Origin of the sequence: Labrenzia sp. VG12 (assembly GCF_002237595.1) — a bacterium.
GTDB lineage: Bacteria > Pseudomonadota > Alphaproteobacteria > Rhizobiales > Stappiaceae > Roseibium.
The window spans coordinates 3,099,689-3,120,117 of the sequence record NZ_CP022529.1; the positions used below are offsets into that span (position 1 = coordinate 3,099,689).

17 protein-coding genes are annotated in these 20,429 nt (G+C 62.5%); 10 read left to right on the forward strand and 7 right to left on the reverse strand.

Features of this window, described 5'->3' with window-relative positions:
* The first annotated feature begins 74 nt into the window (after positions 1 to 74).
* The 4 genes from CHH27_RS14405 (at position 75) to CHH27_RS14420 (ending at position 5,949) form a co-directional block, all read left to right on the forward strand.
* Positions 75 to 1,064 (forward strand): tripartite tricarboxylate transporter substrate binding protein, encoded by a 990-nt coding sequence (locus CHH27_RS14405; RefSeq protein WP_094072211.1) that lies wholly within the window; start codon positions 75 to 77, stop codon positions 1,062 to 1,064.
* 111 nt (positions 1,065 to 1,175) lie between these two features.
* On the forward strand, positions 1,176 to 1,607 hold the full coding sequence (locus tag CHH27_RS14410) for a tripartite tricarboxylate transporter TctB family protein (protein ID WP_094072212.1): 432 nt from the start codon (positions 1,176 to 1,178) through the stop codon (positions 1,605 to 1,607).
* Between the two features lie 12 nt (positions 1,608 to 1,619).
* Positions 1,620 to 3,161, forward strand: coding sequence for a tripartite tricarboxylate transporter permease (locus CHH27_RS14415; protein WP_094072213.1), 1,542 nt, complete (start codon positions 1,620 to 1,622; stop codon positions 3,159 to 3,161).
* A gap of 268 nt (positions 3,162 to 3,429) precedes the next feature.
* Positions 3,430 to 5,949 carry a heavy metal translocating P-type ATPase gene (locus CHH27_RS14420; RefSeq protein ID WP_094072214.1) on the forward strand — a complete coding sequence of 840 codons (2,520 nt, stop codon included), beginning with the start codon at positions 3,430 to 3,432 and terminating at the stop codon, positions 5,947 to 5,949.
* Positions 5,950 to 6,115: 166 nt separating this feature from the next.
* On the opposite strand, the gene CHH27_RS14425 is transcribed toward CHH27_RS14420, so the two are convergent.
* Positions 6,116 to 7,018, reverse strand: coding sequence for a DMT family transporter (locus CHH27_RS14425; RefSeq protein ID WP_198338220.1), 903 nt, complete (start codon positions 7,016 to 7,018; stop codon positions 6,116 to 6,118).
* Positions 7,019 to 7,117: 99 nt separating this feature from the next.
* On the opposite strand from CHH27_RS14425, the gene CHH27_RS27710 reads away from it, so the two are divergent.
* Both CHH27_RS27710 and CHH27_RS14430 read left to right on the forward strand, forming a co-directional pair.
* Positions 7,118 to 7,579 (forward strand): VOC family protein, encoded by a 462-nt coding sequence (locus tag CHH27_RS27710; RefSeq protein WP_198338221.1) that lies wholly within the window; start codon positions 7,118 to 7,120, stop codon positions 7,577 to 7,579.
* 296 nt (positions 7,580 to 7,875) lie between these two features.
* Complete coding sequence (locus CHH27_RS14430) at positions 7,876 to 8,703, forward strand: lytic murein transglycosylase (protein ID WP_094072216.1); 828 nt, start codon at positions 7,876 to 7,878, stop codon at positions 8,701 to 8,703.
* A gap of 102 nt (positions 8,704 to 8,805) precedes the next feature.
* Here the strand turns inward: CHH27_RS14430 and CHH27_RS14435 are convergent, their stop codons facing one another.
* The 6 genes from CHH27_RS14435 to CHH27_RS14460 all read right to left on the reverse strand — a co-directional run bounded on the left by CHH27_RS14435 (position 8,806) and on the right by CHH27_RS14460 (position 15,082).
* Entirely contained in the window at positions 8,806 to 9,723 is a 918-nt protein-coding gene (locus CHH27_RS14435; protein ID WP_157738935.1) for a helix-turn-helix transcriptional regulator, read from the reverse strand.
* The gene (locus CHH27_RS14440) at positions 9,724 to 10,293 is read right to left on the reverse strand and encodes a class I SAM-dependent methyltransferase (RefSeq protein ID WP_094072218.1); all 570 of its coding nucleotides are present in this window, start codon (positions 10,291 to 10,293) and stop codon (positions 9,724 to 9,726) included.
* The gene (locus tag CHH27_RS14445; RefSeq protein ID WP_208988222.1) at positions 10,290 to 12,398 is read right to left on the reverse strand and encodes a xanthine dehydrogenase family protein molybdopterin-binding subunit; all 2,109 of its coding nucleotides are present in this window, start codon (positions 12,396 to 12,398) and stop codon (positions 10,290 to 10,292) included. Before CHH27_RS14445 ends, CHH27_RS14440 begins: the two co-directional genes overlap by 4 nt.
* The gene (locus tag CHH27_RS14450; RefSeq protein WP_094072219.1) at positions 12,395 to 12,850 is read right to left on the reverse strand and encodes a (2Fe-2S)-binding protein; all 456 of its coding nucleotides are present in this window, start codon (positions 12,848 to 12,850) and stop codon (positions 12,395 to 12,397) included. The genes CHH27_RS14445 and CHH27_RS14450 overlap by 4 nt, the downstream gene beginning before the upstream one ends.
* 131 nt (positions 12,851 to 12,981) lie before the next feature.
* Entirely contained in the window at positions 12,982 to 13,683 is a 702-nt protein-coding gene (locus CHH27_RS14455; RefSeq protein ID WP_094072220.1) for a GntR family transcriptional regulator, read from the reverse strand.
* 16 nt (positions 13,684 to 13,699) lie between these two features.
* Positions 13,700 to 15,082 (reverse strand): formimidoylglutamate deiminase, encoded by a 1,383-nt coding sequence (locus tag CHH27_RS14460; protein ID WP_094072221.1) that lies wholly within the window; start codon positions 15,080 to 15,082, stop codon positions 13,700 to 13,702.
* Between the two features lie 74 nt (positions 15,083 to 15,156).
* Here CHH27_RS14460 and hutI point away from each other — a divergent pair, with 74 nt between their 5' ends.
* Genes hutI through hutU form a run of 4 tightly spaced genes read left to right on the forward strand, consistent with a single transcriptional unit; the run spans position 15,157 to position 20,415 of the window.
* Positions 15,157 to 16,368 (forward strand): imidazolonepropionase, encoded by a 1,212-nt coding sequence (gene hutI / locus CHH27_RS14465; RefSeq protein WP_094072222.1) that lies wholly within the window; start codon positions 15,157 to 15,159, stop codon positions 16,366 to 16,368.
* Positions 16,365 to 17,921 carry a histidine ammonia-lyase gene (gene hutH / locus CHH27_RS14470; RefSeq protein WP_094072223.1) on the forward strand — a complete coding sequence of 519 codons (1,557 nt, stop codon included), beginning with the start codon at positions 16,365 to 16,367 and terminating at the stop codon, positions 17,919 to 17,921. The genes hutI and hutH overlap by 4 nt, the downstream gene beginning before the upstream one ends.
* Positions 17,908 to 18,708, forward strand: coding sequence for an N-formylglutamate deformylase (gene hutG, locus CHH27_RS14475; protein ID WP_094072224.1), 801 nt, complete (start codon positions 17,908 to 17,910; stop codon positions 18,706 to 18,708). The genes hutH and hutG overlap by 14 nt, the downstream gene beginning before the upstream one ends.
* Positions 18,709 to 18,732: 24 nt before the next feature.
* A complete protein-coding gene (hutU, locus tag CHH27_RS14480; protein WP_094072225.1) occupies positions 18,733 to 20,415 on the forward strand; it encodes a urocanate hydratase in 1,683 nt (560 codons plus the stop codon).
* Positions 20,416 to 20,429 lie beyond the last annotated feature (14 nt).

Genomic DNA, 20,429 nt, shown 5'->3' on the forward strand with positions numbered 1-20,429 from the left:
GAGGACCCGCGGCCAGCGGCACAACGGATACCAAGGGCTGACAAACAGCCCGGAGATTTTGGAGGAAAGACAACATGGCATTCAAATCGACCCGCCTTCTGCTGGCGGCAGCCTTCCTTGGCGCTTCCGCGTTCGGCGTCTCCGCCGCTGATTTCAAGCCGGAGAACCCGGAATGCATCGCCCCGGCCAACCCGGGCGGTGGCTGGGACTTCACCTGCCGCCAGGTCGGCAAGACTCTTCAGGACCTGAAACTGCTCGACAAGACCATGCAGGTCGTCAACCTCGCCGGCGGCGGCGGCGGTGTGGCTTTCGCCGAAGTGGTCAACAAGCGCGGAGATGACAACGACCTCATCGTGGCAGCGTCCTCGGCGACCGCAACCCGCCTTGCCCAGGGTGCCTATCCGGGCAACACCATGGACCAGGTGCGCTGGCTCGCCACCATCGGTGCCGACTATGGCGTGATCGCCGTGGCCGCAAACAGCGAGATCAACACGCTTCCCGAGCTGCTTGAGAAGATCAAGACCGATCCGAGCTCTGTGTCCGTGGCCGGTGGTTCCGCGGTCGGTGGCTGGGACCACCTGAAAGTCCTGATCGCGGCCAACGCCTACGGTATCGACGATGTGCGCTCGGTCAAATACATCGCCTTTGACGGTGGCGGTGAAGCCGTGACCCAGCTTCTGGCCGACAGCGTCCAGGCCTTCACCGGCGACATCTCCGAAGCCAAGGGCTTTGTCGACAGCGGCGACATCAAGGTGATTGCCGTCTTGGCACCGGACCGCCTGCCGGGCGAGTTCGCCGACTTCCCGACCGCCAAGGAACAGGGCATCGATGCCATCGGCGCCAACTGGCGCGGGTTCTACGCACCAGGTGACATGTCTGACGAAGCCTACGACGCCTGGGTGGCTGCAATCGCCGACCTTTATGCCAGCGAAGAGTGGAAAGGCATCATGGCCGCCAATGGTCTGGCACCGCTCGACCTGCAGGGCGCAGCCTTCCAGGAATTCGTCGGCAACTCCGTTCAGCAGATCCAGGACATCTCCAAAGAGATCGGCATCATCAAATAAAACGGGCCACATCCCAACTTTAGGGGCACACTTCACTGTGCCCCTTTTCTTTATCCTCAATCCCGCGCAGAGGGCCGCCAGGGGCTGGCCCGCCTGCAGGAAGGTACCCTCATGAGCGACCGCGTCTTTGGAGTGGTCGGGCTTCTCCTCGCACTCGGATATGCCTGGGCCGCTCTCAATATCGAAGAAAGCTTCCTGTCCGACGCCGTCGGGCCGAAAGCGTTCCCCCTCATCATGGCAGCCGTTCTCGGACTGTCTTCCCTGGTCATCATCGCAAAGCCGGACAAGGCACCGGAATGGCCGTCCTTCATGCGTTTCATGGAAGTGGGCGCAGCCATCATCGTGATGATCCTCTACGCGATTTTTCTGCCTGAGCTTGGCTTTGTCATCGCCACCGCGCTGGCGGCAACCTATCTCACCTGGCGCCTCGGCACCCGGCCGCTGTCGTCGGTTGTTTCCGGCTGCGCGACTTCGGTCGGCATCTATGCCGTCTTCCACCTCGTTCTTGGCCTGTCGCTGGCCAGGGGCCCCTTCGGCTTTTAAGGAGCAGATTTCATGGAAACCCTTGCTTCCCTTGCCGACGGCTTCGCCATCGCGCTGACCTGGCAGAACCTGCTGCTGGCGCTGCTCGGCTGCTTCCTCGGCACCATGATGGGCGCGCTGCCGGGTCTCGGGCCCTCCAATGGCGTCGCCATCCTGATCCCGCTCGCCTTCACGCTCGGTCTCGGCGCGACACCAGCCCTGATCCTTCTGACCTCGGTCTATTACGGGGCCATGTATGGCGGCCGTATCTCGTCGATCCTGCTGAATATTCCAGGTGACGAACCGGCCATGATGACTTGTCTGGACGGCTATCCAATGGCCCAAAAGGGCCGGGCCGGCGAGGCCCTTGCGCTGTCCGGCATCGCCTCTTTCGTCGGCGCATTCCTGGCGACCTGGGGTCTGATCCTGCTGGCACCGCAGCTGGTCAAGATCGCGCTCCTGTTCGGCCCGGCGGAATATTTCGCCCTGTTTACCCTGGCCTTCGCCACACTCGGCGGCGTTGCCTCGACCAACCAGGCCAAAACCGCCTTCGCCGCCGCGCTCGGCATCGGCCTTGCCACCATCGGCGTCGACACCCAGACCGGCGTGCCACGTTTCACCTTTGGCGAAGTGCATCTTTATGACGGCATCGACTTCCTGGTTGCCATTGTCGGCCTGTTCGCGCTGTCGGAAGTCTTCATCTTCCTGGAGCATCGCCACGGCTCTGCAGACGGCTCCGGTCACAAGGTCTCCGTCGGTCGGCTGATGCCCAACTGGTCGGTGATCAAGTCCTGCACACCAACCATGTTGCGCACCAGCTTCCTCGGCTTCATTGCCGGCGTTCTGCCCGGCGCCGGCGCGTCGCTCGGATCCTTCATTTCCTACACGATGGAAAAACGCCTGGTCGACAAGGAGAAGACCTTCGGCACCGGTGATCCGCGCGGTGTCGCTGCCCCCGAGGCCGGTAACAATGCGGCTGCCGGCGGTGCACTGGTGCCGATGCTCGCGCTCGGTGTACCGGGCTCCGGTACGACGGCCGTCCTACTCGCAGTTCTGCTGGCGCTCAACATCACGCCGGGCCCACTGCTCTTCACCCAGCAGCCGGACGTGGTCTGGGGCCTGATCGCGGCGCTGTTCATCGCCAACTTGATGCTGCTTGCCATGAACATTCCGATGATCGGCCTGTTCACGCGGGTGCTTTTAATCCCGCCGCGCATCCTGATGCCAATCGTCGCCATGGTCAGCTTTGTCGGCATCTACGGCATTTCCGGTTCGTCCTTCGACCTGCTCGTCATGATCGGCTTCGGCATCATGGGCTGGATCCTGAGAAAGCTGGACGTGCCGCTGGTGCCGATCATCCTCGGAACGCTGCTCGGCAATGCCATGGAAAACAACCTGCGCAGGGCGATCACCATCGACAACGGCAACTGGTGGACGCTGATCGACAGCCCCCTGTCCATCACGCTGTGGGCGCTGGCCGTCATCGGCTTTCTCCTGCCGATTATCTTCGGTCGTGTCCTGAAGGCGCGGATGAAGCACATGAAGAAAGACGAAGAAGGCGCGGTCATCGACTGACAGGCTAGCAGCCTTTCAACTCAGGCTCCCTTTCCCCACCCGGGAGAGGGAGCTTTTTTGTCTGCGCGCGAGTGCCTGCACCGCGTTGATGGCAACTCCGCAGAACCTGCGCACCCCGGGGGCCCAGGCATTCAAATGCCCTCAGCCTGGTTGCAAAACTTTGCCTGCCTCCAGGGTGGATCAGTAGAAAACCGCATCTTGACCCTCCAGCGACTGGAAGCACTATCTCCACGACGAAGATCAACATTCCCAGCGGAGAGTGGCGGGCATGACTGCCGGTTCCAGAACTCAAAACAACTTGTCATTGCCAATAGAAGGCATGCATTGCGCCTCTTGCGTCGGCCGCGTCGAAAACGCTCTGAAGAGTGTCGACGGCGTGGTCGCGGCCAGCGTAAACCTTGCAACCGAACGCGCAGACATACAGTTTGACAAGGCCGTCAAACCGGATGCCGTCGTCAGTGCCATTGAAGGTCTGGGGTACAAGGTGCCGACGCAAACCACGCATCTTGCGATCGAAGGCATGACATGCGCGAGCTGTGTCGGACGGGTTGAACAGGCATTGCTCGCCGTTCCCGGTGTTACGGAAGCGAACGTCAATCTCGCCACGGAAAGCGCTCTGGTGAAGGGACAGGCAGACGTCAAGGCACTGATCGCCGCCGTCGCTGAAACCGGCAAGACCGCACGGTCGGCTGGGCAAAAAGACACCGCCCGGGAAGAAGCGGCCCTGAGACGGGACGAAGAAGCACGCCATCTCAAGACGCGCGTGATTGTGGCCGGCCTTCTCACCTTGCCGGTGTTTCTGCTTGAGATGGGCAGCCACCTGATCCCCGGCGTTCACCACCTGATTGCGCAGACCATAGGAACCCAGACAAGCTGGCTGATCCAGTTTGCACTTACCAGTGCCGTCCTGATCGGCCCCGGCAGATCCTTTTACAGCCAGGGCTTCCCGGCCCTTTTCAAAGGCACGCCCGACATGAACAGCCTCGTTGCAGTGGGCACGGCGGCAGCTTATGCGTTTTCGGTCGTGGCGACCTTTGCCCCGGGCCTGCTGCCTCAGGGGACGGTGAATGTCTACTACGAGGCGGCGGCCGTCATCGTGACGCTGATCCTGCTCGGACGCTGGATGGAAGCGCGTGCAAAGGGCCGAACCTCGGAGGCGATCCAGCGGCTTTTGAAAATTGCACCCAAAACGGCTCGTGTCCGACGCGACGGTGACACCATCGAAGTGGATGTCACCAGCGTTGTTCCGGGCGACATTATCGAAGTGCGTCCCGGCGAGAAACTGCCTGTCGATGGTGAAGTGATCGAAGGATCCACCTATGTCGACGAGAGCATGATCACCGGAGAGCCGGTTCCAGTCGCCAAGGAAGCAGGCGCCACCGTTATCGGCGGAACGGTCAATCAGACGGGAAGCCTCGTTTTCCGCACCACTGCGGTCGGGGACGAAACGATGCTCGCCCAGATCATCCGGCTGGTGGAAGAGGCACAGGGCGGGAAACTGCCCATTCAGGCCATGGTCGACACCGTGACCAGATATTTTGTGCCCGCCGTCATGACGCTGGCGCTGTTGACCTTCGGTGTCTGGTTCATTTTCGGTCCGGAGCCTGCACTCACCTTCAGCCTTGTGAATGCGGTTGCGGTTCTGATCATCGCCTGTCCCTGTGCGATGGGTCTTGCCACACCGACATCCATCATGGTCGGCACCGGACGCGGAGCGGAGATGGGTGTCCTGTTTCGAAGGGGCGATGCACTGCAGGTCCTGAAAGAGGTGCGGGTCGTCGCCCTGGACAAGACCGGCACGCTGACGGAAGGCGCCCCCAGCCTGACGGACCTTGAAGTAACGAACGGCTTCGACGTTTCAGACGTTCTGGCCCATGTAGCAGCTGTCGAAGCAAAGTCGGAACATCCGATTGCGCAGGCAATTGTCGCGGCAGCGCACGAGCAGAACCTCCAGCTGCCGGAGGCGGCCGATTTTGAAAGCGTCACCGGCATGGGTGTTGTCGCAAGGGCGGGCGGGCGCAAGGTGGAGATCGGCGCGGACCGGTACATGAGCTCGCTCGGACAGGATGTTTCTGTATTCCGGGACATCGCCGCGCGCTTCGCCGAGGAAGGGAAGTCCCCGCTCTATGCCGCCATCGACGGCAAACTTGCAGCCATCGTCGCAGTGTCCGATCCCGTCAAGGCGACCACCCCGGCAGCGATAGAGGCGTTGCACGCGCTTGGTCTGAAGATTGCGATGATCACCGGCGACAACAACGGAACGGCAAATGCGATTGCCCGGCATCTTGGCATCGACGAGGTCGTTTCCGAAGTCCTGCCGGCCGGAAAGGTGGACGCCGTCAAAGCACTGAAGGAAAAGCACGGGCATGTTGCATTTGTCGGTGACGGGATCAACGATGCTCCGGCACTCGCCGAAGCCGATGTCGGGCTCGCGATCGGGACAGGAACCGATGTGGCGATCGAAGCGGCTGAAGTCATTCTTGTTTCCGGTTCGCTTTCCGGTGTACCGAACGCCATTGCCCTTTCCAGGGCAACCATCCGCAACATCAAGCAGAACCTGTTCTGGGCCTTTGCCTACAATACTGCGCTGGTTCCCATCGCTGCCGGGGTCCTTTATCCGGCTTTCGGCCTTCTCCTGTCGCCGGTCTTCGCGGCGGGGGCGATGGCTCTAAGTTCCGTTTTCGTGCTCGGCAACGCCTTGCGGCTCAGGTCCTGGACCCCGCAGGTGCCGTACGAAACACACCGCGGAACAAGCGCCGGATCGCTGCAGGCCGCGCCCGCTGAGTGACCGTGTCAGAGAACGGACCGGCCTCTTTTAAAGCGTGGCGCATCGGGCAGATGGTCTGATCCGGGCCGTCCGCAGTTGTTTGATCGAAACCGGAGCAGGTTCAGACCGGCGATGGGCTCGGTTCTCATCGCAGGCGACAGTCCCCTGGTAATGCCGTCGCGCGACCTCAGCCCTGCTCGTGCGCCGGCCCGGCCTGACGGTTTGCGACGCGTTCGCGCCACATCATGTAAAGGCCGGACAGCACAATGAGCGCGGCCCCGGCAAGCATCGGCGCGCCGGGGCGTTCGCCGAACACGACGGCGCCCAGGATCAGCATGAAGAGCAGTCGCGCGTAGCGAAACGGAGAGACGACGGACAGGCTGGTTGTGCGAATGGATGCGGTGAGCAGGAAATACCCTGTCGACCCCAGCAGGATCATCATTCCCAGGAGCAGCCAGTCCGCTTCCGGCGGCAGCAAGCTGTCTCCATCCATGACAATCCATGCCACGGCAAAAGGCAGCGATGCTGCTGCCGTATAGGCGGCAAGACTTGTGGAGGCCATGTCGGCCGGGGTCATCCGGGTGGTCAGATCACGAACCGCCAGTCCGATCATCGACACAACCGCCCAAAGGGAAGCGGCCTCAAATCCGTCCGCTCCCGGCTGCACGATCATCAACACCCCGACAAAACCAAGAAGGATCGTGCTCCAGCGGCGCCAGCTCACCGTTTCGCCCAGAAACACAACGGCTCCAAGAGCGACCAGCAATGGTGTCGCCTGAATGATCGCCCCGACCATGGAGAGCGGCACAAGCGCAAGGGCCTGCACCATGCCGATCATCGCGACGACTTCAGACAGATATCGAACCAGCATGACAGGCGCGAAGATGCGGCGGTCCATCAGCCCCGCGCCCTGCAGTTTGGCCATGATGGAGAACATCACCAACCCGCCCGCCAGAAGCAGAAACATGATTTGCGGCGGCGACACGCTGCCTGCGGCCAGCTTGATCAGGGTATCGGCAACAGCGAAGCACCCCATGGCCAGCACCATCAGGAGGATGCCGCGAATATTCGATTCAGGTATGTGCCCCATATTGCCCTGGTGATTCATTGCCCTTGTTGGTTCAGGCACGCATATGGACCCAAAACCAGAGAACCGGCAATGGCAGGACGCCGGTTCAGGCGAAAGTGCATGCTCTGCATTGCGAGCACCGCTGCCGATCAACCGTTCGTCTGGCCCTCTGAAAGCCGTCTGAGCCTGACTTTTCAACGAGGATCTTGCATGGCAAACCCGGTACTCCATTTCGAGATACCTGTGACAGACATGGATCGCGCCGTCGTGTTCTACCAACGCCTCTTCGGTTTTGAGTTCGACCATCAGACCGTCGATGGTTACGAAATGGCATTCTTTCCGCGCAACGACAACCACACCGGCACTAGCGGGGCGCTTGTGAAAGGTGATGTTTACAAGCCGTCCCGAACGGGCTGCATTCTCTATTTTGATGTGGACGATATCGATGAGGTTTTGCGACGCGCCCAGACTGAAGGCAGCGTCGTACTCTATGCCAAAAAAGATATCGGAACCGCCGGCTTCGTTGCAGAAATCGAGGATAGCGAAGGCAACCGGATTGCGTTGAACGCCATGCACAGATGATCAGTGCTCCGAGGGTTTTGGGTCCGTGTTTCACCTGCTTTCCCTGGAATGCCGGTGCGGCGCCACGAACCATTGGGTGACCGGCAAACCGGTGCGGCAAGCGAGATGTGTCAAGGCGAGCAAGAAATCATGTTGGCAGTCGCCGGAGCACAAAGAGCTGATCTTCTTTCGCACAGACACGCTCCAACATCCTGACACACGCATGAAATCCAAAATTGTTATCAATGAGGATCTGGACAGGACACACCAGTGTTTGTCAGTTTGACCTAGGGTCATCTTGATTCACGGAGACTGAAATGACACCAACACGGGTCACACTTCGAACCTTGGCGATTGTTACCGGGATGCTGGTGGCGACACCGGCCCTTGCCGCGACTTGCATCACAAGCAAGGGGCAGTTTGGAGCCTACAAGCAGCAACTGGCGCAACAGGCCGCAAGGGCCGGTGTTGGGAAGCGCGGTCTGAATGCGCTGCAGCAGGCGCGGCTTTCAGGTATCACCTGGCGGTTTGAATCGAACCCGGCCTCACAATCCAGCATGCGTTACCGCAGTCCGGAACAGTTCCTCAAGAGCCGGTTTTCGAGCGTCAACTCCTTTGTCAGCGGCGCCAAACGCAGGCTGAACCAGAATGCCAGATTGTTCAGGTCCATTGAAAAGCGCTACGGCGTGCCGGGGTCCATCCTCGTTGCCATCTGGGGATATGAAACCGGCTGGGGCGGATACACTGGCAAGACACCCGTCGTCAGCGGCGCCGTGACCCTGGCCTCCTACTGTCGTCGGTCTCCGCGCTTTGAAGACGATGCGATCGCGGCCCTGCAGCTTGTCGATCGCGGTCTTCTGACCGGCAACAGCCGCGGCGGCCCTTCGGGCGAACTGGGCCACATGCAGTTTCTGGCCGGCAACTGGGTGCGCTTCGCGGTAGATGGCAATGGTGATGGCCGCGCCGACCCCAACAATGCAGCCGACGCGCTGGCGACAGCCGCCAACATGCTGCGCCGCAACGGATGGCGGTCCGGACGGCCGTTCGGCGAAGGCTCGGCCAATTTCCGTGTCCTGTCGACCTGGAACGACAGCGGCAATTACCAGCGCGCCATCGCTTATGCTGCCGGTTTGATTCAAAAGTAATCTGCACGCCCGGCAGTTCCGGGCAAAGGTCAGCCGCCCCGTCCCTCTATTTGACGGCAGAACCTTTGCCTTGATTTTAGTGCGCTTGCGACGCTCTCGCTCTTAGCGACCGAACCGCTTTCTGTAATCTTGCGGCGGGATGCCCACATGCTCATTGAAAGAGCGCGAGAAATGGGCCTGGTCGGCAAAGCCTGTCAGAAAGCCGATGGCGCCAAGGCCGGGACCTTCGGCATTACAGAGAAAGGCCGCTGCCGCCTCAAGCCGGACCTCCATAATCAGGCGCGAGACACTCAGCCCCTTCTCGGTCAGGCGGCGTTGCAAGCTGCGTTTGGAGGTTCCGATCGTGTCGGCAAGCGATTGAACGGACCAGCGTCTCACCAGATCCTGGGACACAATGGTCTTGAGCGTTTCCGCGACATCGGCAGTCCCCGAACCTGGAACGGGCAGGTCCCGGATCTGCTGCCGGGTCTGAATGAGGAGAACCTTTCCCGACCAGTCGAGCGTGTCGAAGGCCCGCCATCTGGAGGCCTCCCGCAAGACCTGCCCTTTATCGGTCTCAAGACGTAACGTCTGTTCGCTGGCAATCTCTGCCAGCACGGTGACAACAGCGATCACCAGGAGACTCTCGACCAGCAAGGGAGGGGAAGAAGCGATCTTGCTGACATGGTGCAGGCGAAAGCCGGTTTCCCCAAATGGTTCCGCGCGCAGCCGGTTGCTGGCGTGGCTGAAGCTTTCAACACGGCGCCAGCGTTCGAGAAAATCCTCCAGTCCCGCCGCCTTTGTCAGGGCGACGGCCACCGGCTCGGGCGGCATGTCATAGACGGCGTCGGCGAGCCGCAGGATGGTGAGAAGACCATGTTGTTCGGCCACCTGCTTCAATGCCGACCGTTTCACCCCGCGGGCCACGCGCGCACCACGCACGGCGTCAACGGGAGAGATCAGTCCCTGCTTTTCCATCCCCGTCGCAATCAGGCGCATCATCACCGCCGACGCAAAATCCTCCTCCTGCTTCAAGGGCACTTAAGGTGGTCCTTTCCTGCGCAACGTGTAGACGGTCGCCGGGGGCATATTTAGTGGCACGAAACTCTGCCGGTCAGAGCGCAATCCTAGGCGCTGTTTGATCCTGAACGGAAGGGGACATTTCGGGCCATATGTAAACAGACGAAATTCTCCGTCCTCCCCGAGCAGGTCGAAACTGCCACGCATGATGCGAAAGACCTGCGCAAGCGGCATCGATAGGAGGGGAAGGCCGCAAATCACGGTCTCAACGCTTCCGGAGGTGAAGGGCACGAGAGTGCGCACGCGCGCCGCATCGCCATGGGCAAGCGCGATCTCCGGATGCCGCTTCGCCAGCAGGCCGGCAAAACCGGCGCCGGCTTCGACGGCCGCTAGTCGGCAGGCGGGCACGCCGCGGGCCAGGATCCTGTCGGTAAAGGACCCCGTGCCCGGGCCCAGTTCAACGACCGGCCCGCTGTCATGGCTCAAGCCGGTGGTGATCGCCCTGGCGAGATCCGCACCCGACGGGGCAATCGCCCCCACGCGTTTCGGATTGCGCAACCATTCGGCCGCGAAATGGGTGGCCTTGGTCATGACGGCTCCACGGATGCGGCAGAGGCGGATTCTGCTGAGAAGGTTTCAGGCACAAGCGGAAACCGGACCGGACGAAGGCCCGTCGCCGCCCGCACGGCATTGGCGATCGCGCCCGGCCCGGAGACGATGACCGTTTCTCCGGCGCCGGTCGGTGGCGCATCCGTGTGAAGAAGGCGAACCGAGACCTCCGGCATGTCGGAAATCCTAGGGATCGGCGCATCCAAGAAGGTTTCGGCGGTGACCCGCCCTTCCTCCACAGGCAGGGCATCAAAGAGCACCATGCCAAGGCTCCAGACGAGGTTGCCCTCGCATTGCGCCCTGACCTGATCCGGATTGATGACAAGGCCGCAGTCATGGCTGCACCAGAGACGGGTCACACGCACGGCCCCGTCCGGCAAGACCTCGACCTCGGCAACCGTCGCCGCGTAGGAAACACCCTTGTAGATGCCGCAGGCCACACCGCGCCCGACACGCCTGTCGCCACGCGTAAAGGACTGGTCGCTCCCGTCCCATTGCGACTGCGCGCCGACATCCCGGAGCACGCCTGCCAGCCGGGGATCGTCAATATGTGCCAGACGGAAGGCCAGAGGATCGGCACCCGCCCTGCGGGCGGCTTCATCGATCGCACTTTCCGTTGCAAGCCCGTTGGTGCCCGCGCCCAGACCGCGCCAGGGCCCCGTGTGCACCGGCAGACGCACCGCCTGATAGTCCGCGCGTGCCCGGCCCAGTTGGTAGGGGACGACCATGCCCCGTTCGACCCCGCCGTCTCCGACGATGAAGTCCGTGCCGCGCTGCATCCAGGCGGGCAGCGCCGCCGAGGTGAACATGATGTGCGAAGACACCTGATTATGCGACCAGTCGGTGACCCGGTCCCCGGCCAGTCGCACCTGCACCCGGTGAGAAGATGGCGGGCGATGGAAGCTAAGGGCAAATTCCTGTGCGCGCGTCCATTGCACCTTGACCGGCTTCTTTGCCGCAAGGGCCAGGGCGGCGGCTTCCGCCTCAACGGTGCAAAGAACCTTGCCGCCAAAAGCGCCGCCGACACGGCAGGATTGGACCCGAACCTGTGAGGCCTTCAGCGAGAAGGCATGGGCGAGATAATCACGCACGTAGAAGACGTCCTGATTGCCCGCCCAAAGGGTCAATGCCTCGCCGTCCCACTCGGCGACGGCCGCGCGCGGTTCAATCGCCGCATGGGCTGCAAGCGGGATCTCGATGCGCAGATCAACATCAAAAGCACCGGTATCCGGCTCTCCCGCCATTGCCAGATGGGGCAGGTCTCCTTTTGCAAGATGTTGGTCGACATCAAGCGCCCCCTGAATGTCAGCCCGGTCATGCGGGCCGTCTATTTCCCATTCCACATCAAGTGCCTCGGCAATGAGATCAAGCGCTCCGGGCCGGCTTGCCAGAATGCCGAGGCCCTGAGACTGGCCGACGGGCGGGCCTACCTCTTCGACAATCCGGACAAATCCGGGAATGTCTTCGGCGGCAGCGCTGTTCCAGCGAAGTGGCCGAGAGGCGATTTCCATGGAGGCGGGCGCCCGCAAGACGCGGCCGTAAAGCTGACCAGGCCGAGACATGTCGGCGGCATATAGCGGACAGCCGGTGACGATGGCACGCCCCTGCTCCACCTCCGGACGGGCGCCGATCAGCCCCCTGGCCCGGGTAATACGAAGCTGGTCTCTTGGCCGCGCTTCAACCACCACTTCACCAACCAGCCGGCCGTTCTTGATGGCCTCCCGCAGGGCGGCACAGGCCTGGGCCAGCGGCTCGCTGAAGAGCTGCACCGACTCGCTGCCGACAGTCGGTTTCAGGCCGGGACGGGCCGTATCATGCAGCTCCAGCACGACATCCTCCCAGGGCGTGCCCAGTTCCGTGCAGGCGATCTGCTTCATCGCCGTGGCAATGTTCTGGCCCATCTCGATCCTGGGCAGCACAAGCCTGTAAAGCCCGTCGTGATAGGAGATCCAACCCGCGGCATCCTCAAGATCGGGGTTCGGCCGTTTCGGAATAACCGGCACCTGAGAATAAAGGGCGGCACCGCCACCGATCAGCGCCACAAGGCCTGCGGCGCTCGCTTTCAGGAAGGTTCGACGGTTCATCATGTGCGCGCTGCCACGATTTCAATCGCCGCGCGGATGCGGGCATAGGTGCCACAACGGCAGAGATTGCCCTCCATCGCCGTATCGATCTCCTCCGGGGACGGCGCCGGGGTTTGCTCCAGCAAGGCCACCGCCGACATGATCTGCCCGGCCTGGCAATACCCGCATTGTGGCACCGCCTGGTCCAGCCAGGCTTCCTGCACGGGATGCAGCCGGTCACCGTCTGCCAGGCCTTCAATGGTGCGCACCTCCGCGCCTTCCAGTGCGCTAACCGGCGTCACGCAGGAGCGAACGGTGTCCCCGTCCACAGTGACGGTGCAGGCGCCGCAAAGACCGACGCCGCACCCGAATTTCGCGCCGACCAGCCCAAAATGTTCGCGCAGCACAAAAAGCAGCGTGTCTTCCGTCCAGGAGGGCGGAATCTCGACCTTTCGGCCATTGAGAATGATATTCATTGATCGCTCCAGCTACAGATAGCACCGCGTAAATTGGGTGCCTGGAGGAACAATTCTTGAACAATCGCGCCAAACGTCGTTTCCGGGAAAAAAGCTGGCGTGCCGCTTGCCAGGGGCGTGCGTTCAGCCCCTCAGATTTCCGTCCGCATCCGGTACCCGGGGGCGAAGATCAGGCGCACATGGGTGATCGGCATGTCCCCGGACCAGGTGATGCGCTCCATGGCGAAGAGCGCCGTGCCCTTGGTGGTGTCCAGCTTGGCGGCCAGCGTCTTGTCGGCACTCATGGCGAAGAAGGAAATGTCGCCGTGGCTGTAAGGGGCGTTGTGGACCAGCCACTCGTTGGCGCTGACGGTTTCAAACTGCCTGTCGCGCGCCGCCGGCGCGGCTTCCAGATTGATGTAGCGCTCTTCAAAGGCATAGGGCCGGTCGTCGGCGAAATGCAGCGTTTTCAGAAACAGGACATCGTCGCCGAGCGATACCTGAAACGCCCCATGCAAGACAGGCGGCAGAGGTCGCAGGTCCCGTTCCAGGAGGCTGTGACGATAGCTGCGCCCGAGCGCTTCCACTTCCTCGCGCAGGATCGGAATGGTGAGCGTTGCCTTTTGCGGCGGGTTGAGCGCGACCCGTGTGCCCGCCCGGCGCTTGCGCACCACCAGCCCGCTGTCCGCAAGATCGCGCAGCGCACGGTTGACCGTTGTCCGGGCACAGCCGAATTCCTCGGCGAGATCCGCCTCATGCGGGATCTGCTCGCCCGGTTGCCAGATCCGGTCATGGATCCGCCGGAGCAGTTCCTCGCGAATGCCGGTCCAGGAATTTGTGTCGGTCAGCGTCAAGTCGTCGTCGGTCCCGTCAAAGTCGATTGCGCAGCGATGTCATGGTCGCCCTGTATTTCGCGCGGATGGCCTCGCCTTTTACATGGTTTCCGCCGGAAACAACATGCCGCCCCGCCGACCAGACATCCGTGACCATGCGATCGTCACCGGCAAAGATCCAGGCATCGAGGATCTCGTCTCCCTCCCGACCCTCCAGATCGATTGCATTCCCGTCCAGCGCCAGAAGATCTGCATAATGGCCCTCGGCCATCGCCCCTGATGCACGGCCGGTGGCCTGCGCGCCCCCGGCAACGGCACCGTCAAAGAGAACGCGTCCGGTAGACTTCTCCTTCGTTGCAACAGATGCCCGGCAGGTGTCCCGCAGACGCTGCGAATATTCCAGGGTTCTCAGTTCTTCCGACAACGAGATGCGAATATTGGAATCCGAGCCGACCCCGAAGCGCCCGCCATGCGCCAGATAATTGACGCCATCGAAAATGCCGTCGCCCAGGCTGGATTCCGTGATCGGGCAAAGACCTGCAACGGCTCCGGTCCTGGCCAGGCCCGCTGTCTCGGCCGGGGTCATCTGGGTGCAGTGGATCAGGCACCAGTTGTCCTGAACGTCGTGGTTTGAGAGCAGCCAGTCCACGGGACGCTTGCCCCAGGCTGCCAGGACCTCGTCCACTTCGGGGATCTGCTCGGCCAGATGCATGTGGAGGGGGGAAGACCCAGCCAGCGTAACGGCGCTGTTGAGACCTTCCCGGTCGACAGCACGCAGCGAGTGCGGTGCCACGCCAATCACGGCATCCTCGGGCAGCCCCTTCATCGCACTGGTCGCCAGCTCATGCAGCTTGCCGAACCGGTCGATGTCATTGCCAAAGCGGATCTGCCCTGCCGCCAGCGGGCGCTTGTCGCAGCCACCAAACTGGTAATGCACCGGCAGATGAGTGAGACCGATGCCAGTGTCGGAGGCCGCCGCGATGATCCTCTCCGAAAGCTCGGCCAGATTGTCATAAGGCGCGCCGCCGGGCTGATGATGCAGATAGTGGAACTCGCCGACGGCGGCATAGCCCGCTTCCAGCATCTCCATCTGCACAAAGGCCGCGATCGCCTCGACATCGTCCGGCGACAGGGCATCCAGAAAGCGGAACATGATCTGGCGCCAGGTCCAGAAACTGTCTCGCGGCTCGGAGCCGCGCCGTTCGCTCATGCCGGCCATGGCGCGCTGAAATGCATGGCTGTGCAGGTTGCTCGGCGCAGGCAGCAGGATACCGACTGTTTGTTGACCCGCCACAGCCGCATCGCGCTCAACGGACAGGATCCTGCCATCGGCACCGAGGGTCACGGCGACATTTTTGGCCCAACCACCCGGCAGCAGCGCCTTTTCCGCAATAACCGTCGCGCCAGAAACTGTCGACATGCCCGCTTTTCCTCCGTTGACACGTTAATATGTGCATGCATATTATCTTATAACGCAATCTAATCAAGCCGGAGATGGACGTGTCCAAACGCATTCTCACCAACGCCAGGCTGGCAACACTCGTCGACACCGGGGCGCCCTATGGCTTGATCGAGGACGGGACACTGGTGATCGAAGGCGGCCGCATTGCCTGGATCGGCAAGACCCCCGACCTGCCGTCTCACTATTCCTCGTGCAAGAAGGAAGACCTCGGCGGGCGCGTGGTCACACCCGGACTGATCGACTGCCACACCCATGTGGTTTTCGGCGGTGACCGGGCGCGCGAATTCGAGATGCGGCTGGAGGGTGCGACATACGAGGAAGTCGCCCGAGCCGGTGGCGGCATCATCTCCACCGTCAAGGCCACCCGCGCCGCCAGCGAGGAAGACCTGCTTGCCGCGGCCCTGACCCGGGTTGATGCACTGATTGCCGAGGGCATCACGGCCATCGAGATCAAGTCGGGCTATGGCCTCGACAGGGACACCGAACTCCGCATGCTGCGCGTTGCCCGCCGGATCGCGAAAGAACGGCCGGTCACGGTCAGGACCAGTTTTCTCGGGGCCCATGCCATTCCGCCCGACTACAAGGATCGGCCAGATGCCTATCTGGACGAAGTGTGCCTGCCGGCACTGGAGGCAGCCCACTCCGAAGGGCTCATTGATGCGGTCGACGGGTTCTGCGAAGGCATCGCCTTTTCGCCGGAGCAGATCAGGCGGGTCTTCGACAAGGCCAGGGACCTTGGCCTCGCCGTGAAGCTGCACGCCGAACAGCTTTCCAATCTCGGCGGCACGGCCCTTGCCGCCTCCTATGGCGCACTGTCCGCCGATCACCTGGAATATCTGGACGAAGCCGGCGTCAGCGCCATGGCTGCGAGCGGTTCCGTTGCCGTGGTGCTGCCCGGCGCGTTCTATACGCTGCGCGAAACCCAGCTGCCCCCGATGGATCTCTTGCGCCAGCACAAGGTCCCGATCGCGCTGGCCACAGACTGCAATCCCGGTTCTTCGCCCCTCGCCTCCTTGCTGCTGACCATGAACATGGGCTGCACCCTCTTCCGGATGACGCCGGAAGAAGCACTTGCCGGTGTCACCCGTGTTGCCGCCAGGGCTCTCGGGCTTGACGACCAGGGCACGCTGGAACCTGGCAAACGCGCCGATCTGGCTGTCTGGAACATCGCGCATCCGGCGGAGCTTTCCTACCGGATCGGCTTCAACGCTCTTGAAAAACGCATTTTTGGAGGCTCTGAATGAGCGCCCTCACCCTGACGCCAGGCTCTGTCACGCTGGCCGATCTGGAACGCATCTACCGGGTCGAACTGCCCGTGACCATCGACCGGTCGGCAGAACCCGCCATCAACCTTGCCGCTGAACGGGTGGCCGAGGCGGCCCGTGGCAGCGAAGCCGTCTATGGCGTCAACACCGGTTTCGGCAAACTGGCCAGTGTCAAGATTGCCGCGGAAGACACTGCCACCCTTCAGCGCAACCTGATCCTCTCTCATTGCTGCGGTGTCGGCGAACCGCTCGACCGCACCACCACGCGCCTGATGATGGTGCTGAAACTGCTCTCTCTCGGCCGTGGGGCCTCGGGTGTGCGCATGGACGTGCTGAAGTTGATCGAAGACTGCCTTCAGCACAATGTCACCCCCATGATCCCGTCCAAGGGATCCGTCGGCGCCTCCGGCGATCTGGCTCCGCTCGCCCATATGGCCGCCGTCCTGATCGGTGAAGGCGAAGCGGACTATGGCGGCGAGCGCATGCCCGGCGGCGAGGCGCTTGCCAAGGCCGGCTTGAAGCCGGTGGTGCTCGGCCCCAAGGAAGGCCTTGGCCTGATCAACGGCACCCAGTTCTCGACCGCTTGCGCCCTGACCGGCCTCTTCGACGCCTGGCGTCTGGCGGAAGCAACCCTGGTGACCGCGAGCCTGTCGACCGACGCCATCATGGGATCGACCGCCCCGCTGCTGCCGGAAATCCACGAATTGCGCGGCCATCGCGGCCAGATCGAGGTCGCTCGCGCGATGCGCATGATCATGGATGGGTCGGAGATCCGCGAGAGCCACCGCGAGGGCGACACCCGCGTTCAGGATCCCTACTGCATCCGCTGTCAGCCGCAGGTCGCCGGCGCCTGTGTCGACCTGTTGCGTATGGCCGCCCGCACCCTGGAAATCGAAGCCAATGCGGCCACCGACAATCCGCTGGTTTTGATCGAGGCAGACCGCATTGTTTCCGGCGGCAACTTTCACGCTGAACCCGTCGCCTTCGCGGCCGACCAGATCGCGCTCGCGGTTGCCGAACTCGGCGCCATCGCCCAGCGCCGCGTGGCCCTGATGGTCGACCCGACGCTTTCCTTCGACCTGCCGCCTTTCCTGGCCAAGGACCCGGGTCTCAACTCCGGCATGATGATCGCGGAGGTGACCACTGCCGCCCTGATGAGCGAGAACAAGCATCTCGCCAATCCGTGTTCGACCGATTCCACACCGACCAGCGCCAATCAGGAAGACCATGTCTCCATGGCCGCCCATGGCGCCCGCCGCCTGGCGCGCATGAATGTGAACCTCTCCCAGATCCTCGGCGTCGAACTGCTCTGCGCCGCGGAGGGCATCGAGCACCGGGCGCCGCTCACGACCAGTCCGTCTCTGCAATCCGTGCTGGCACGCCTGCGCGACACCGTGCCGTCGCTGGAGGCCGACCGTTACATGGCGCCGGACCTCGACAGGGCCGCCGAACTGGTCCGCACCCGCGCATTGGCCTCGGTCGTCTCACCCGCCCACATGATCGAACTGGGAGACGCCCATGCAACCGGTTGAGGTCATTCAGGGAGACGGGCCAATCGTTCTCGGAGTGCCGCATGCCGGGACGTTCGTTCCTGAGGACATTCGCGCAAGGCTCAACAACACCGGCCTGAAACTGGCCGATACCGACTGGCATGTGGACCGGCTCTATGCCGATCTGCTGCCCGGCGCGACCATGGTGAAAGCAAATTTCCATCGCTATGTGATCGACGCCAACCGGGACCCGGAAGGGGTCTCGCTCTATCCGGGTCAGAACACAACAACCCTTTGCCCGGTCACCGATTTCGACGGACGCCCCATCTACCACACCGGCACAGAACCGGAACCGCACGAAATCGAAGCGCGGCGCCTTGCCTGGCACGCTCCTTACCACGCGGCGCTTGGCGCTGAACTGGAACGGGTCCGTGCCCGGCACGGCGTTGCCATCCTTTACGACTGCCACTCGATCCGGTCGGTAGTGCCATTCCTGTTCGAAGGCGTGCTGCCCGACTTCAACACCGGCACCAACACCGGCACGACCTGCGCGCCCGAGATTGAGGCCGCCGTCGTAGGCCGCACGGAAGCTGCAGAGGGATACACCTCCGTGCTGAACGGCCGCTTCAAGGGCGGCTGGACCACACGGCACTATGGCCGGCCCGCGGAAGGCTTCCATGCCATCCAGATGGAGCTGGCGCAAAAGACACATCTGGCTACCGAGGACACGCCCTTTGCCTATGATGAGGAAAAGGCAAAGCAGCTGCGCGTGCCCCTCAATGACATCCTGAGCGCGCTGGCAGATCTCGCGCCTTCACTCAGCACATAACGAACAGACACCTGGGAGCCCATCATGACCAATCCGCGTCACAACGCCCGCGACGTCTTCCCGCCCACCGGCACCGAGCTCAACACCAAGTCCTGGCTGACCGAAGCCCCCTTGCGCATGTTGATGAACAACCTGCATCCGGATGTCGCCGAGAACCCGCATGAACTGGTCGTTTACGGCGGCATCGGCCGTGCAGCGCGCACATGGGAAGATTTCGACCGCATCGTCTCCAGCCTGAAAAGCCTGGACGAAGACGAGACCCTTCTGGTCCAGTCCGGCAAGCCCGTCGGTGTCTTCCGCACCCACAAGGACGCACCGCGCGTCCTGATCGCCAACTCCAACCTGGTGCCCAACTGGGCCAACTGGGATCATTTCCACGAGCTCGACAAAAAAGGTCTGGCCATGTACGGCCAGATGACCGCCGGCTCCTGGATCTATATCGGCACCCAGGGCATCGTGCAGGGCACTTATGAAACGTTCATGGAGGCCGGTCGCCAGCATTATGAGGGCAATCTCAAGGGTCGCTGGATCCTGACAGGTGGCCTTGGCGGCATGGGTGGTGCGCAACCGCTTGCCGCCGTCATGGCCGGTGCCTGCTGTCTTGCCGTCGAGTGTGACGAGAAAAGCGCCGACTTCCGCCTGCGCACCCGTTACGTCGATGAAAAGACCCACTCCCTCGACGAGGCGCTAGAGCTGATAGAACGCTGGACCAAGGCCGGTGAAGCCAAGTCCGTCGCGTTGATCGCAAATGCCGCAGATGTTTTTGCCGAACTCGTCAAGCGCGGCGTCAAGCCGGACATCGTCACCGACCAGACCTCCGCCCACGACCCGGTCAACGGTTACCTACCCCAGGGCTGGACCGTCGCCGAGTGGCGCGCCAAGGCCGAGACGGACCCGAAGGCCGTCGAAAAGGCTGCCCGCGCGTCCATGAAAGTTCATGTCGCAGCCATGGTCGACTTCTGGAACATGGGCGTGCCGACGCTCGATTACGGCAACAACATTCGCCAGGTGGCCCTTGAGGAGGGTCTGGAAAACGCCTTTGCCTTCCCGGGCTTTGTGCCGGCCTATATCCGGCCGCTGTTCTGCCGCGGTATCGGGCCGTTCCGGTGGTGTGCCCTCTCCGGTGATCCGGAAGACATCTACAAGACCGATGCCAAGGTCAAGGAACTGATCCCGGACGACAAGCACCTGCACAACTGGCTCGACATGGCCCGCGAGCGGATCTCGTTCCAGGGCCTTCCGGCCCGCATCTGCTGGGTCGGTCTCGGCCAGCGGCATCGCCTTGGCCTTGCCTTCAACGAAATGGTCCGCAACGGCGAGCTCAAGGCACCGATCGTGATCGGCCGCGACCACCTCGATTCAGGCTCGGTTGCGTCTCCGAACCGTGAGACCGAGGCCATGCAGGACGGTTCCGACGCCGTCTCCGACTGGCCTCTCCTGAATGCCCTTCTCAACACCGCTTCGGGCGCCACCTGGGTGTCGCTCCATCATGGCGGCGGTGTCGGCATGGGCTTTTCGCAGCATTCCGGTATGGTGATCTGCTGCGACGGCACCGAAGATGCGGACAAACGCATCGGACGGGTGCTCTGGAACGATCCGGCCACGGGCGTGATGCGACACGCCGACGCCGGCTACGACATCGCGCTCGATTGCGCGAAAGAACAGGGGCTCAACCTGCCGGCTATTCTGGGTCATCCTGCGTCCTAATGGACACAGACAAG